Annotated in this window: 15 protein-coding genes; 3 read left to right on the top strand and 12 right to left on the bottom strand. The window is 62.7% G+C overall.

Features of this window, described 5'->3' with window-relative positions; translation table 11 throughout:
- The 3 genes from BACI349Y_RS04850 (at position 1) to BACI349Y_RS04840 (ending at position 3,347) form a co-directional block, all read left to right on the top strand.
- Positions 1-1,878, top strand: a complete 1,878-nt coding sequence (locus tag BACI349Y_RS04850; protein ID WP_236560724.1) for a DUF4012 domain-containing protein — start codon at positions 1-3, stop codon at positions 1,876-1,878.
- A gap of 171 nt (positions 1,879-2,049) precedes the next feature.
- The gene (locus BACI349Y_RS04845) at positions 2,050-2,646 is read left to right on the top strand and encodes an LPXTG cell wall anchor domain-containing protein (RefSeq protein ID WP_159630955.1); all 597 of its coding nucleotides are present in this window, start codon (positions 2,050-2,052) and stop codon (positions 2,644-2,646) included.
- 347 nt (positions 2,647-2,993) lie between these two features.
- The gene (locus BACI349Y_RS04840) at positions 2,994-3,347 is read left to right on the top strand and encodes a VanZ family protein (RefSeq protein ID WP_236560722.1); all 354 of its coding nucleotides are present in this window, start codon (positions 2,994-2,996) and stop codon (positions 3,345-3,347) included.
- 8 nt (positions 3,348-3,355) lie between these two features.
- On the opposite strand, the gene galU is transcribed toward BACI349Y_RS04840, so the two are convergent.
- The 12 genes from galU to paaA form a co-directional block, all read right to left on the bottom strand.
- Positions 3,356-4,246 (bottom strand): UTP--glucose-1-phosphate uridylyltransferase GalU, encoded by an 891-nt coding sequence (galU, locus tag BACI349Y_RS04835; RefSeq protein WP_159630951.1) that lies wholly within the window; start codon positions 4,244-4,246, stop codon positions 3,356-3,358.
- A gap of 52 nt (positions 4,247-4,298) precedes the next feature.
- The gene (locus BACI349Y_RS04830) at positions 4,299-5,198 is read right to left on the bottom strand and encodes a nucleotidyltransferase family protein (protein ID WP_159630949.1); all 900 of its coding nucleotides are present in this window, start codon (positions 5,196-5,198) and stop codon (positions 4,299-4,301) included.
- Positions 5,199-5,204: 6 nt separating this feature from the next.
- Positions 5,205-6,770, bottom strand: a complete 1,566-nt coding sequence (locus tag BACI349Y_RS04825; RefSeq protein WP_159630947.1) for a polysaccharide biosynthesis tyrosine autokinase — start codon at positions 6,768-6,770, stop codon at positions 5,205-5,207.
- Between the two features lie 46 nt (positions 6,771-6,816).
- Positions 6,817-7,821 carry a PqqD family protein gene (locus BACI349Y_RS04820; RefSeq protein WP_236560721.1) on the bottom strand — a complete coding sequence of 335 codons (1,005 nt, stop codon included), beginning with the start codon at positions 7,819-7,821 and terminating at the stop codon, positions 6,817-6,819.
- A gap of 208 nt (positions 7,822-8,029) precedes the next feature.
- Positions 8,030-8,290 carry a PqqD family protein gene (locus BACI349Y_RS04815; protein ID WP_236560720.1) on the bottom strand — a complete coding sequence of 87 codons (261 nt, stop codon included), beginning with the start codon at positions 8,288-8,290 and terminating at the stop codon, positions 8,030-8,032.
- Between the two features lie 28 nt (positions 8,291-8,318).
- Complete coding sequence (locus tag BACI349Y_RS04810) at positions 8,319-8,720, bottom strand: hypothetical protein (protein ID WP_159630941.1); 402 nt, start codon at positions 8,718-8,720, stop codon at positions 8,319-8,321.
- Between the two features lie 374 nt (positions 8,721-9,094).
- The gene (locus BACI349Y_RS04805; protein ID WP_159630939.1) at positions 9,095-9,883 is read right to left on the bottom strand and encodes an enoyl-CoA hydratase/isomerase family protein; all 789 of its coding nucleotides are present in this window, start codon (positions 9,881-9,883) and stop codon (positions 9,095-9,097) included.
- Positions 9,884-9,907: 24 nt separating this feature from the next.
- Positions 9,908-11,134: a 1,2-phenylacetyl-CoA epoxidase subunit PaaE gene (gene paaE, locus BACI349Y_RS04800; protein ID WP_159630937.1), complete on the bottom strand. Its 1,227-nt coding sequence runs from the start codon at positions 11,132-11,134 to the stop codon at positions 9,908-9,910.
- A gap of 10 nt (positions 11,135-11,144) precedes the next feature.
- Positions 11,145-11,666, bottom strand: coding sequence for a 1,2-phenylacetyl-CoA epoxidase subunit PaaD (gene paaD, locus BACI349Y_RS04795; RefSeq protein WP_159630935.1), 522 nt, complete (start codon positions 11,664-11,666; stop codon positions 11,145-11,147).
- Positions 11,667-11,671: 5 nt separating this feature from the next.
- On the bottom strand, positions 11,672-12,580 hold the full coding sequence (paaC, locus tag BACI349Y_RS04790) for a 1,2-phenylacetyl-CoA epoxidase subunit PaaC (protein ID WP_159630933.1): 909 nt from the start codon (positions 12,578-12,580) through the stop codon (positions 11,672-11,674).
- Positions 12,577-12,954 carry a 1,2-phenylacetyl-CoA epoxidase subunit PaaB gene (gene paaB, locus BACI349Y_RS04785; protein WP_159630931.1) on the bottom strand — a complete coding sequence of 126 codons (378 nt, stop codon included), beginning with the start codon at positions 12,952-12,954 and terminating at the stop codon, positions 12,577-12,579. The genes paaC and paaB overlap by 4 nt, the downstream gene beginning before the upstream one ends.
- Positions 12,951-13,943, bottom strand: a complete 993-nt coding sequence (paaA, locus tag BACI349Y_RS04780; protein WP_159630929.1) for a 1,2-phenylacetyl-CoA epoxidase subunit PaaA — start codon at positions 13,941-13,943, stop codon at positions 12,951-12,953. Before paaA ends, paaB begins: the two co-directional genes overlap by 4 nt.
- Between the last annotated feature and the right edge of the window lie 151 nt (positions 13,944-14,094).

Here is a 14,094-nt window from a genome sequence, read left to right as displayed (position 1 = left end):
ATGACCTCCACTTCACAACCAGAGATGCCGCCATCCGCTCGATCTGGGCGAATGCCTAAACAGGCGCATCAAAATCGGTCGCAAAGACTGCTCAGGGTCGGCCTACTGATTCTTGCTCTGGCCATACTTCTCGCCCTGGCGACGACTTGGCTCGGCATCAAGGCTTCTGCGATCAAGGGCGAGTTGGAGGCGTCTGCTGACCTAGTCCCGACACTAAAGCAAGAAATTCTCGCTTCAGATGCTGTGGCTGCCAAGAACACGGTAGCTAAGCTTCGAGAACATACCGCCGCAGCCCGTAGAGAGTCTGAAGACCCCATATGGACTCTTTCTTCGGCGATTCCCTGGGCTGGCCCAAACCTCCATGCAGTTTCGGAATTAGCAAGATCGGCCGACGACGTCTCTAGTCTTGGTCTTAGTCCCTTAGTCGAAATTTATGGGTCTCTGAATTGGGACGCACTTATGCCCAGCGCGTCAGGCAGCAATGTCGGACCCCTCAAAGCCGCAGCCCCAAGAGTGACTTCAGCCGCATATAGCGTTCGTGCATCAGCCGAACGACTGCGTGACATTGACTCTTCTCCACTTCTCCCGCAAGTGGCCGCCCCCTTAGGTGCAGCCACGGAAGAACTGAGCCGAGCAGCGGATGCACTCGACACGGCAGCGGATGCGGCAAGAATTGCTCCGGTTATGCTGGGTGCTGAGGACCAAAAGAGTTACCTGCTCATGATTCAAAACAACGCAGAAGCTCGGGCATCAGGAGGAATCCCTGGAGCCCTCGCGGTTGTAACGCTTGAGAAAGGAAAGCTCTCTCTCGGAAGCCAAAATAGTGCCACGGAACTGGGAAGCATGTCGCCGAACGTACCCGTCGACCAACAACAGCAGCATATTTACTCCACTCGTCTTGGCAAGTACATGCAGGACGTAAATCTGACGCCCGACTTTCCAACAGCTGCCATCACCGCAAAGGCCATGTGGGAAAAGAAAACAAACCAGCATATCGATGGTGTCATCTCTATCGATCCAGTGGTTCTGAGCTACATCCTTCATGCGACCGGCCCAGTCGCGGTCGACGGTCCTGAGTTGGCCGCCCTTAGAGCGACTGGCCTACCAACAGAACTCAACGGCGACAATGTTGTTTCGACCCTGCTTTCGGACGTCTATTCCAAAATTAGGGACCCTAAGCTTCAGGACGTCTATTTTGCCGGCGTAGCCAAAGAGATCTTTTCAGCCCTTTCCTCAGGTAAAGGAGAGGCAAAAGGCCTTGTAGAAGGTATCACTCGCGGCGCCGAGGAAGGACGCGTATTGGTTTGGTCGGCTGACTCTTCGATCCAGAAAGTTCTCAGCAAGTATCGGCTGAGCGGGTCAGTGACTGGGCCCAGCGTGCTTCCTGCTCAATTTGGCGTGTACTTCAACGACGGCACGGGGGCGAAGATGGACTATTACGTGAAACACACTGTCAAGCTCATTAGAGAATGCCCCGCAGACGGGTACGAGCAAACTACTGTGCGGATTACCAGCGTTAATACAGCACCTGCCGACGCCGCCACGTCTCTGTCCGCATACGTCACGGGCGGCGGCGCCTTTGGCGTAAGACCCGGTTCGGTGCAAACCAATATTGTCGCGTATGGTCCGGCCCAAGCAAACGTGGAGTCAGCATCTGTAGATGGCCAGAAGGCGCCGTTTGCTCCCTATCTTCACGGCAACCGCCCCGTCGGCGTTGTTGCTCAGCAACTCGCACCAGGGGAAAGCAAGATAGTTGAGTTCACCTTCGGGAAGATCGTCCAGCACACGGAACCTAACCTAGTTGTCACGCCCACGGTCCAAGCTGTAAAGGACGTTATTCAAGCAACCGAAAATACGACGTGCGGTCAAGGGCAGTGACGAATGCATTAACACTATGTAAACCAACTCGATTGAGCTTGGTCGCTGGGCGGTTCGGATGGTACCGTCTGTCGTGGGATATCTATCCGTAGTTCTGCACATGGTCTCGTGCGGAGGGGACAATTCCCCATATCGGGTATCAAAAAATTACACGTCTCCGGGGGGACACACATGAAGAAGACTTTTGCTGCACTCGCACTTGCAGGTTCCATCGCTTTGATCGGCTCGGCACCCGCCATGGCCGCAACCTACCCTGCACTTCCGCCCCAGGCAGCTGTTTCCGACGGCACCGTCGGCCCGGGCGAAACCTTCGTCTTCCGCGGCCAAGGCTTCCGCGCCGGCGAACCACTGATCATCACCGTTACGCCGGGCCAGGCTCCTGCCTCCAATGGCGCCGGCGTTGGTAACCGGGCGGTTGCCGCTCGCATCGCGGTCGTGACCGCAGCGCAGAACCTGTCCGCAACTGCCGATGCACAGGGTGCAGTAGCGCTGCCCATCTCGATCAGCGAAGCCGGCACCTACTCCATCACCGCAACCGGCACGCAGTCCGGCGTTACCGTCGGTCCCGTCACGGTTACCGTTGCAGCCTCTCTGGCCAACACCGGTGGCAACGCTGCTGGTGCTCCGCTTGCCAACACCGGTCTGGCCAACACCGGCGCCGACTCCGGGCTGATCCTGTGGACCCTGGTGGGCGCAGGTGCACTGGCCGCCGGTGCAACCTCCGTAGTGGTGGTTCGCCGCCGCGCCAAGGCCGAGGTTGCTGCCTAGCATCATCGCTCTTTAGCACCAACGAAGGTGGGTGCATCCCCGGAAACGGGGATGCACCCACCTTTTGCTTTGTGTGGTATTTATTTGATCTATGGGGAGACATTGGCGCAGAGCACCACTCGAATACGACTTTTCAGTTCCGCTCCCCCGACCGCAGGTGATGACGTACGCTCTCCTCGTTCTACTAGCGGCCTGCGCACTGACCATAGCCGCGTTCGCCCTTCTCGGAACGTCCTGAGCTTCGCTTGACGCCCATTCCAAACCGCCGACATTGGCAGCTAATTCTTGCTGGTTTGGCCGTGCCCTTGGCTCTCATCGCGTTTTGGCCGTCGACCGTGGACAAGCCAGTGTCAGGACAGCTCGCGGCATCCCTAGCTTTCCTCCACAAACATGGAATACCCGACTGGATTAACTATAGTTTCGTAGAGGCGTCCGCCAACGTGGCTTTATTCATTCCCGTGGGATTTGTGGCTTCCAGAGCATTCCCACTAAAAATCTGGTGGCAAATTGGCGCATTCGGTTTGTTGGTTTCCGGCTGCATTGAACTCGGTCAGCAGTTGTTTCTTCACGACCGCTTTGCAAGCCCGTCAGATGTCATGACCAATACATCAGGTGCTGTCATCGGGGCGTTGCTAGCCCTGTGGGCTACAAAAAAGGGAAGGCCCACCACCTTTCGGCAACAGGCCCCCCCAGAGCGCTAGAAGCTGATTTAGCCGACGAAGCCCTTCATCCAGGTCTTCAGGTCCTCACCGAATTCGACGCGTTCGGAAGCGAGCGTGATGACAGCCTTCAGGTAGCTGAGCTTGTCGCCGGTATCGTAGCGGCGCCCCTTGAACACGACGCCGTACACGCCGGAGCCGTCGCCCTCGCCTGCGGCGAGCGTCTGGAGGGCGTCGGTCAGCTGAATCTCGTTGCCACGGCCCGGCGCCGTGTTTTCCAAAACGCCGAAGACGCTGTGGTGCAACACGTAGCGGCCGATAACAGCCAGATTGGACGGTGCGTCAGCGACAGCGGGCTTCTCCACCAAGCTGTTGACGCGAACATAGTCCTCGCCCTCAACAACCGAAACGTCCGCGCAGCCGTAAGCGCTGATCTGCGACGGATCAACCTCGATCAGCGCGATGACTGAACCACCGGTCTTCTGCTGCACCTCCATCATGGTGCTCAGCAGGTCCTCGGCCTCGTCGATAAGGTCGTCACCCAAGAGCACAGCGAAAGGCTCGTTACCCACGTGCTGCTGAGCGCAGAGTACCGCGTGGCCTAGGCCCTTGGCCTCGCCTTGGCGGACGTAGTGGATGGGGCCCAAGTTGGAGGCGTACTCCACCATGCCCAGCTTGTCTTTGTCCCCCTTGGCCTCCAGCGCAGCCTCCAGGCCGGGCTCACGGTCAAAGTGGTCCTCCAACGCGCGCTTGTTGCGGCCCGTGATCATCAGCAGGTCCGAGAGGCCCGCGTTGATCGCTTCCTCGACGACGTACTGGATGGCCGGACGGTCAACCACCGGCAACATTTCCTTCGGCATTGCCTTGGTGGCGGGCAGGAAGCGAGTTCCCAATCCGGCAGCAGGAATGACGGCTTTGGTTATAGCTTTCCCCGTAGTCATAGGTGAACCTTAACAAATTTGTTGGGCTAATCGGCAATTGGAAGCGAAGTCATCAGAGGCCACGAAGGCTCCGCACGAGTCGCGGAACTCCACGTAGAAAGCGCGCCCACCGGGCGCGATGTTGCTTGAATCGTCCCGGAAGAGACATGTCGGCGTAGATATTTCCGCTGAGTAGCACTGCCGGCGGTGGAAGGATCGCGGCCCAAAGCATACGGGATTTGTCCCTCCAGGATGCCTGCGCGATGGCAATGAGCCGGGCGCTCCCAGGCGCCTGCGCGGCAACACGGTTGTGCCACTCCCGCGAGGGCTCGGGCCATACCGCGGTAATGGCTTCGGGCAGAAGGCCCTCGAGGAAAGGCCTGACGGCGGCCAAGGCACCCGTTGCTGAAGCGAGCTCCAGGAGCGTCTCCGCCAATGATTCCCGCCGCGTGAGCATGGCCAAGGACTCAAGCTCCTCCCGGCAGGCCGCCAGGTCGCGCGACCTGAGGGCGTGCAGCGCCAGAAACAAGATGCCAAGAGCCTTCGTAGGGACCCTAAGCCGTTGCCCAGCGAGTTCCATGTGGACGGTGTTTTCCCACAGCGCCTTGAAACAGTCATCGGCGGCCCTTTCCATTCCGGGGAAGCGAAAATGGACATCGATACAACAAGGCCACTCTGCATGGTGGACCGTGACCGAGTGCTTTGGGAACGTCCTATCATCCGGATCGACAGGACGTTGCCGCCACCCGCGTTCGTAGAGCCCCTGCAGCAATTGCTCTATTCTGGAGGGGTCCACGAAAACGTCCACATCGGCAGATATTTTGGCTTTGCGCAGCCCTTGAATGACGCTGGCTGGTCCCTTGATAAAGAAGACACGGATGCCCAGGCTGTCCGCCAGCCGCGCCACGAGGGCATGGCCGAGGAGCACGCCTTCTTGGATCCTGAGCTGGGCTTCGTGGCCGGCGGAAGTCATGGACGGTTAGATCCGGGCCCGACGCCCGCCGAGGACGGTTTCCACTGTGCCACGAGTATCCGCATCGGGAAGAACTTCAGTCACTTCCGGTTCCGCAGGCGACGGCGCAGGCGCCGAGGTATAAGTTCCGTAATAGGAGTAGGCGTCTGTGCCCTTAGTGGGAACGTAGTTGAGGACAGCTCCCAGGACCCGCCCCTTGACCTTTTCAAGGTTGCCCAAGGACTGGTCCAGCTGTTCCTGGGTAGTCCTGCCGGTGCGAATCACGAGGATGGCACCGTCGGCTGCCCGGGACAGGACGGCAGCATCCGTTACGGGGAGAAGCGGCGGCGCGTCGATCAGGACTACAGCGTCCTTGGCCAAGGCATTGAGCATATTCTTCATGGCCCGTGAGCCGAGCAGCTCGCTGGGGTTTGGCGGTATACGGCCTGATCCGAGAACTGAGAGGTTAGGCAGCGCTCCCCAGGGCTGGAGAACATCAGGAAGCTCGGCGGCCCCGGTAAGCACGTCGGTGACTCCTGCTCCCGGAACGAGGTTGAAGACGTCCACCAACGTGGGCCGGCGGAGGTCGCCGTCGACCACCACCACGTTTTCACCCGCTGCCGCCATGGTGACTGCCAGGTTGGCCGTGACAGTGGATTTTCCCTCTGCTTGCAGTGAGCTGGTGACGACGATGATCCGCGGCGGCTGGTCCACGTCAAGGAAACTAAGGTTGGTGCGCAGCTCGCGGAGAGCTTCAGCCATGGCACCGCCAGCATCATGAAGTTGTGCCGCGGTTCCAGCGTCCACGATGGTGCTTTTCCCATCCAGCCGGTGGTCCACCGGCAAGGTGCCAATCACGGGAACGCCGAACTTTCGTTCAATGTCCGCAGCCTTTCGGATCCGCCGATCCAAGTGCCGGCGGACCAACGCATAAGCCACACCCAAGGCCAGCCCGACAAGAGCGCCCAGCGCCAGGTTGAGCTTGGTGTTAGGCGACGTAGGGCTGGTGGGCAGGACGGCCTTGCCGAGTGGGAGGACACGGACAGCCGTGGCTGTGCTCCCTGCGGCCACGGCCTCGGGCGTTGTTGCAGCACCTGACGCTGCCTCTGTCGGAGGCGCTGTCTCGATCGCCTCCACCTGGGCGGCGAGGCCGTTGACCCAGGCATCGGCCACGCGCTGGGCAGTTGCAGGATCCTTGGATTGTGCGGTGACCCTGATCTCAGCCGTGTCCAGCGGCACCTTGACGCTGATGCTGCCAAGCAGGGCATCGGCAGTCGTCTTTAGGTCCAGGGCTTGGATGACGCGGTCCGCGACGAGCCGCGACTTGGTCAGCGACTCATAGTTCTTGACCTTGGCCTTTGCCAGGCTGTCACCAGCCAGTGCCAGGCTCACGTTGTCCGACCCTGGTGTGACAACAATTCCGCTGGAATCTGAGGAGTATATCTTGGGCTGGAGAACAGTCCATCCGGCGGCCGCCAGGGTGGCCAGCAGGGTGAAGGCGAGAATTGCCTTCCAATAAACCCTGAGGACGCTCAGATAGTCAGCCAGGTCCAGGCCCTGAGGCGCCTCCGCAGGGGCTGCTGTTGTTGCCATAGTGGGTTCCTTTGACTCAAGTTCTTGCGTGCGATGTGCGGGCCGTTCAGACGCCGCTGCATACCAAAATCGACTTTGCGAGGAGCTGCTCTACGGCTCCGGCGACGGCGGCCCGGTAACCTTCGGGTTGGCCGTGCGCCCTGCAGACGTGGTTCGTGATTTGTTCAAGATTTGCCGGGCCGGCGCAGGCTTCCCAGACCGCAGGACCGATGCCGCTCAGTCGTACGATTTCGTTGTCCAACATGACCAACAGATCACCGTCAATGGCTACAGCGTCTTCCGGGACCCTGCGCTGGACGCTACCGGCTGGAAGGTGCCCCAATTCGGAGGACTCCATTGATGCCGGTTCCCACTCTGTCCCTGACGCCGGCTGCAGCCGGAACAGGGGCTCCAGGGCCGCAGGAAGATCGGCGGCCTCCGAGTAGGTCACCTGCCACACTCCCCCAACACTTTCGATGAGGCGGCAGAGCGACTGCAGCGGATCCACGACTTCTGCCTGCGAGGACGAGTCCGGGATCAGTGCGAGCACGGCATCGGCCAGCGGTACCTTTTCCAGCACGGGAGCGGTTGCAGGGTTTCCCTGGACCCGGTTCAGGAGCACGATGGACTGGATGAAAGGCATAGCCGGGGCCGGCTGAAGTCCGAATTCGTCCGGCCCAACTTGGCGCTTGGGTGCGCCCTCGCCCCGCTTCACAGACAGCGGTTTGGGAAAAGGAATTACTGAGCCATCCCAGGCAATGGCCACGGTCTCGTCCGTGACGTAGCCATAGCTTCTGGCGAGCACGGATGCTGCGGTGGTCTTTCCTGTTCCAGACTTGGCCACCAGCGCCACCACGGCCCCCGTGCCGGGTTCCGCCACGCCGCAGGCGTGGAGCATGGTCAGTTCACCGGCATTGGCCAGAATGGCGGCAACCGTTAGACGGGACGTCAGGTTCTCAGCCAACTCTTCGAAGGAGGCGGCTTCCAACCGGAAGGAGCCGGCCGGGTGCTTGGTGGACGTGCTGGTGACCGAGGCAGTGAATCGCCCCCCAGGAGTGGGCTCCGGTGGCACCGGCGGCAACCGAGGCTCAACGGTGCTGATGCACCGAGCCCAAGCTGAATTCATGCTGACGCGCTGTTGCCAGCTGACTGCACGGCCCCAGCGGACCACAAACTCCTGCCCCAGGACATCCAGGGACAGGAGATCACTGCCTCTTGCCAGTTCCTCAAGCAGACGCTGCTGCCAACCCGCACGTTCGATGCCCGTAGCCGTCATGCCGTTAGAGCCCAACGCCGTGCTGAGCCTCAATCAGGTGCTGCGCTTCGAGGCTGGCCAGGAAGTCCTCCACCTGGGCCTGCATCTTTCCCGATTGGTCCTCGAAGGTGGCCTCAATCTCGGCGAAGATGTCCTGCTCGCTTCGCTGCCCGTCAATCAGGTCCCAGATAACCGCGGCGGGTCCCTCCAAGACCACAGGCTGGGTCGCATCAAGGTGCAGCAGGGCGACGCGCGCCCGGGGTTCGGTACAGACCTCAGCGACCAAGCCGCCACGTTTCCAGACCACGCCGTGGTCACCCGGCCTTCGGCAGGAAGATTGTAGAAGTTGGTGCGGACTGCATTTGTGTTGATGTGCCGTTTTGAACATACGTGATCACGGTGCTCACAGTGTAGGTGCCCGTGTCTTGTTTCCTGCCCGTGTAGCTATACCCGCTGAAAGCAAAATCAAGGGTGGTGGCACCCGCTGGCAACGTAGCCTTGAACTGGGCCGCGTTGCTCTGGGGCCGAGAGACGGACAGCGCGGTTGTCCCTACGGTGACGGTCGAGAAAGAAATTGCCGGAGACGTCGACAATGGCGGCGTAATGGTTACTACAACCGTGACATCACCGGTTACGCCGTTGAGGTTCTTAAGACTCAACAAAGCCGGTACTGCCATCCCGATCCGGTCATGAGAGGCGCTAACCGTCGACGTCATGTTTTGCGTACCCGAAGTAAACGAGCCACTCGCAGGAGTTGCGGTAGGTGTGGGCGTCGGAGTGGGGCCGGGTGATGCTGACGCAGGGGGTGCTGCCACCGTTGTCAGGATGACTGGTACAGACCAGGCGACGCCGGCAACTACCCGTCGGCGACTGAAACCGCCTTTTTTGTTTTCATCAACATCCGCGTTTGAAACTTCAGACAATTGTGCCCCCAGAATAGGTTTCCAGCTGCGGCTGCCTTTTGAGACCGGCAGCGCGCTATGGCCGGTGTTGCCCGGCTTCGCCTACTCTCGCGAACGCAAATAAAGTTTTCTGCAAACGCGTTGCAATTTTTTATCAAGAATCCTTCAAGGAATCTTGAATAAGCCCGCTAGCGGGAGGAACCGGAGAACTTCGGTTCGCGCTTCTCCTGGAACGCCCGGAAACCCTCCGCGTAGTCCTCGGTCTTGCAGAGCCGCGCCTGCTCTTCGTTTTCCTCCTGCATGGCCTGCCACAGGCCCAGCCGCTGGTCGCGGATGTGCGCCACCAGCTCCTTCGAGGCAACAAAGGCGCCCGTGGCGCCGGCAGCGACGCGGCCAACGATCTCCCGCGTCGACTCCAGCAGTTCTGCGGCCGGCATGGCCCGGCTGAACATCCCCTGAGCCACGGCCTCGGCGCCCGAGATCAGGTCCGCCGTGTAGATCAGGTCCAGCGTCCGGTGCATGCCCAGCCGCTCCGTGAAGTACCAGTGCCCGCCCGAATCCAGCGTGGCCCCCAGCTTGGCGAACGGCGAGCCGAACTTCGCGTTCTCCGCCACGTACACCACGTCCGTGGCCAGCAGCAGCCCCAGCCCCACTCCCAGGCAGGCGCCCTGCGCCGCAGCAAACGTCGGCGCGGGGAAAGCGGCCATCTTCTGCAGCAATGGCTCCACCAGCCCGCCCAGGTATGCGGCGGCGTCATCGTTCTCCGGGGTGACCCCCGCAATGTCCCGGCCCGCGCAGAAGGCCCGCCCCTCTCCCCTCAACAGCAGCGCCCGCACCTCCCCACGTGAGGCGGCGGCAGCAGCGTCGTCGTACGCCTGTGCTAAATCCCGGAGCGCCTGCTCATCGAGCGAGTTCAGCTTGTGGGAGGCGTCCAGCACTACCTCGGCGATGCCGTTGCTGATGGAAAGGGAAATCATGGGGCTCCTTCTGGTGAAAACGGGTTAGACGTCGAAGTCGACCGTGACTTCCTTGCTGGTGGGGTGGCTCTGGCAGGTCAGGACGTAGCCCTTGTCCAGCTCATCCTGCTCCAGCGCGTAGTTCTCGTCCATGGTCACGCTGCCGGTGACCACCTTGGCCCGGCAGGTGCCGCACACTCCCCCGGCGCACGCGAACGGCACGTCCGGGCGCACCCGCAGCGCCGCGTTCAGGATCGACTCGCGGGCATGCGTGGGGCTGGCCACCTCGCCCTGCAGGCCATCCAGCTTGAACGTGATCTTGTACGTCTCCTTGGACTCGTCCACCACCACGGGACGCCCGGCATGGCCCTCCGGGCGGTCCGGCTTGCCCGACGTGAACAGCTCAAACCGGACGTTCTCCGGCTTCACCCCGCGCTCGGCCAGGGTATCCCGGCACAGCTGCACCAGCTCGAACGGCCCGCACAGGAACCACTCGTCCACATCGTCAGCGTGCAGGGCGGTGCCCAGCAGCTGCTGCAGCTTCTCCGCATCGATCCGGCCGCTCAGCAGCGGCGCGATCCGCTGCTCACGGCTCAGCACGTGGTGGATGGCCAGCCGCTGCGGGTACTTGTCCTTCAGGTCCGCCAGCTCCTCCAGGAACATCACGTCCATGGCGGCCTTGTTGGCGTAAATCAGGTCGAACCGGGTCTCCGGGTTGGCGGCCAGCAGCGTCCGGGCGATGGCGATCACCGGGGTGATGCCGGACCCGGCCGCGATGGCCACGAAGTTCCCGGCCTCCCCCGCCAGCTCCTCCGGGTGGTTCATGGAGTTCATGACGTTCTGCTCCACGGCCTGCCCGTCCCGGCCGTGCTTGGACACGAACGCGCCCATGGGGCTCATCACGTCCAGGGTGTCCCCCGCCTTCAGCTCGGCGTTGGCCCACGTGGAGAACAGCCCTCCCAGGTCCTTCTTGATGGCCACGCGGATCTCGCTGGTGCCGTCCGCGAAGCTGCGCGGCTCGGCGCAGATGGAGTAGCTGCGGCGGATTTCCTTCGGCTCGCCGGTTTCATCCGGCAGTGTGGTGCGCAGGGCCACGTACTGGCCGGGCAGGTAGTCGAACTTGCCGGCGAGCTCGGCCGGCACATGGAAGCTGACCTCGATGGCATCGTCGGTGAGCCGGCGCACCTCCTTCACCTCAAGGGAATGGAAGGACGGACGACGGCGGCCGGTCACCTCAGCCTCTTCGGCGGCGGTCTGGCGGACAACAGGCATGGGGGCTTCCTTACAGGACTTTGAAGTAGTCGAACGGTTCCTTGCAGTCCTGGCACACATACAGCGCCTTGCAGGACGTGGAACCGAAGCGGGTGAGTTCCTTGGTGTTGAGGCTGTTGCACTGCGGGCACTTCACGGCCAGGCTCAGCCGGATGGGGCCGGAGTGGCCGCCGGCCCGGGAGTTTCCGCTGGGCGGGGCGATGCCGTACTGCTGCAGCTTCTGCTTTCCGGCCTCGGTCATCCAGTCCGTGGTCCACGCCGGGGCCAGGACCAGGTCCACGTGCACGTCCTCGTAGCCTTCCTTCTTGAAGGCGGTGTGGAGGTCGTCACGGATGGCGTCCATGGCCGGGCAGCCCGAGTACGTGGGGGTGATGGTGACGGTAACCTTGTTGTCAGCCACGTCCACCTTCCGCAGGATGCCCAGGTCCGCGATGCTGAGCACCGGGATCTCCGGGTCCACCACGGTGGCCGCGATGTCCCAGGCCTTCTGCTCCGGGGTACGGGTCCGGGATTCGAAATCCGAGATGTACACGGCAGTCACCAGCTGGCCCCGGGATGCTCGCGGGCCAGCACCTGCATCTCCGCGAGGATGTAGCCCAAGTGCTCCGAGTGCTTGCCGTACCGGCCGCCTCCCGGGGCTGCCGGAACATCCGGGACCTCCAGCTCAGCCTCGTTCAGGACGTCAGCCACCAGGCGGTCAAAGTCTTCCCGCAGGCTGGAAGGCGCGACGGCGGCACCCGCCTCAGCGAGGCGCTGCGTCAGCTCATCGTCCTGGAACAGTTCGTTGACGTACGGCCACATGGTGCGCAGGCCGTGGATCATCCGCTGGCGGGATTCGTCCGTGCCGCCGGCGAGGCGCAGGACCCACTGGGTGCTGTGGTCGCGGTGGTAGTCCACTTCCTTCACGGCTTTGGCGGCGATGGCGGCCAAGGTGGCGTCCGTGGACTCGGTGAGGCGGCGGTAGAGCTCGTACTGGTAGTAGCTCACCACGAACTGGCGGGCGATGGTGGCCGCAAAATCCCCGTTGGGCTGCTCGAACAGCTGGACACTGCGGAACTCGTGCTCGCGGCGGAAGTAGGCCAGGTCATCCTCTGACTTGGCCGTGCCGTCCTCGTTGGGCATGCCGGCGCCGGCGTAGGTGAGGAAGCTGCGGGCGTGGCCCAGCTGGTCCAGGGCGATATTGCCCAGGGCGATGTCCTCTTCCAGCTCGGGGGCGCGGGAGATCCAGTGGCCCAGGCGCTGCGCGAGGATCAGGGCGTCATCGCCCAGGCGGAGGGCGTACTCCGCGACGTCTTCGGTGGGCTTGGCGAGGCCGGTCTTGACCTCGAGCGCGATGTCCTCCGGGCGGAGGGCGTTTCCGGGGGTGATGCGGGTGGCGGAGGCGTTGGAGTCGCCGCCGGCCACACCGGTGGAGATGTCGCCGTGGCCTGTGGTGGGTGCGTTCACAGGTGCTTCACTCCCTCGCTCTTGGTGTAGTACGTGGCGTGCCGGTAGTCCTTGCCCTGCGGGGACTCGAAGAAGGAGCCCTTGGAGTCGGGGTCGCTGGCGGCGATGGCGTCGGCCGGGACCACCCAGATGGAGACGCCCTCGTTGCGGCGGGTGTAGAGGTCCCGTGCGTTCCGAAGGGCCATGGCGGCGTCCGGGGCGTGCAGGGATCCGGCATGGACGTGGCTCAGGCCGCGGCTGGACCGGACGAAGACCTCCCAGAGGCCCCACGTGGAGCGGTCGTGGTGATCCGGTGCGGGGCTGGCCTTGGGGGCTTCGCGGTTGATCTCGGTGGCCGAGCTGGCCGGGCTTTCCGGGTTGCCGTGCGGGCTCATGCTGCGTATTCCTTCGTCTTCTTTGACTGTTTTGCTGCGTAGGCGGCTGCTGCCTCGCGGACCCAGGCGCCGTCGTCGTGCGCTGCCCTCCGGCGCTCAAGGCGCTGGGCGTTGCAGGGGCCGCGGCCGGCCAGGACTTCGTGGAACTCATCCCAGTCCAGCGGACCGTGCTCCCACTTTTTGGTGTCCTCGTTGAAGCGGATCTGGTCATCGGGGAGGGTGAGGCCCAGGACCTTGACCTGCTCCACCATCATGCCCACGAACCGGCTGCGGAGCTCGTCATTGCTGAACCGCTTGATGTTCCAGGCCATGGACTGCTTGGAGTTGGGGGAATCGTCATCCGGCGGGCCGAACATCATCAGGGCCGGGGCGTACCAGCGGTTCACGGCGTCCTGGGCCATCTGCTTCTGCGCGGGGGTGCCGTTGGAGAGTTCGAGGAGGATCTCGAAGCCCTGGCGCTGGTGGAAGGACTCTTCCTTGCAGACGCGCACCATGGCGCGGCCGTAGGGGCCGTACGATGCCCGGCACAGCGGGACCTGGTTGCAGATGGCTGCGCCGTCCACCAGCCAGCCGATGGCACCCATGTCCGCCCAGGTGCGGGCCGGGTAGTTGAAGATGCTGGAGTAGCGGGCCTTGCCGGCGATGAGGTCGTCCATCATCTTGTCCCGGGACTGGCCCAGGGTTTCGGCGGCGCTGTAGAGGTAGAGCCCGTGGCCGGCCTCGTCCTGGACCTTGGCCATGAGGATGGCCTTGCGCTTAAGGCTGGGGGCGCGGGAGATCCAGTTGGCCTCCGGCTGCATGCCGATGATCTCGGAGTGCGCGTGCTGGGAGACCTGGCGCAGGAGCGTCTTGCGGTAGGCCGCCGGCATCCAGTCGCGGGGCTCGATGCGCGAGTCCTCGGCGATGATCCGGTCGAAGTGGGCCTGGCCTGCGGCGTCCTCTTCCGGGGTTAGCTCAGCCGGCACTGACTGCAAGTTTTGCGCTGCCATGGTTGCTCCTATGCAAAGACCTGTCGGGCGTCTCGGAATTATTTACCGACCGTTCGTTCAGGATATGCGGGAGCGTGCGGAGGCGTCAAGCGTGTCCCCCTCTTTCAACGCCCCATCACCTCCTGCCCATCTTCCGCCAACGCCCCATCAC

The organism is Arthrobacter sp. 8AJ (assembly GCF_902506025.1).
In the GTDB taxonomy this organism is placed as follows: Bacteria; Actinomycetota; Actinomycetes; order Actinomycetales; family Micrococcaceae; genus Arthrobacter.
This window is presented reverse-complemented; position numbering and strand designations above follow the sequence as displayed.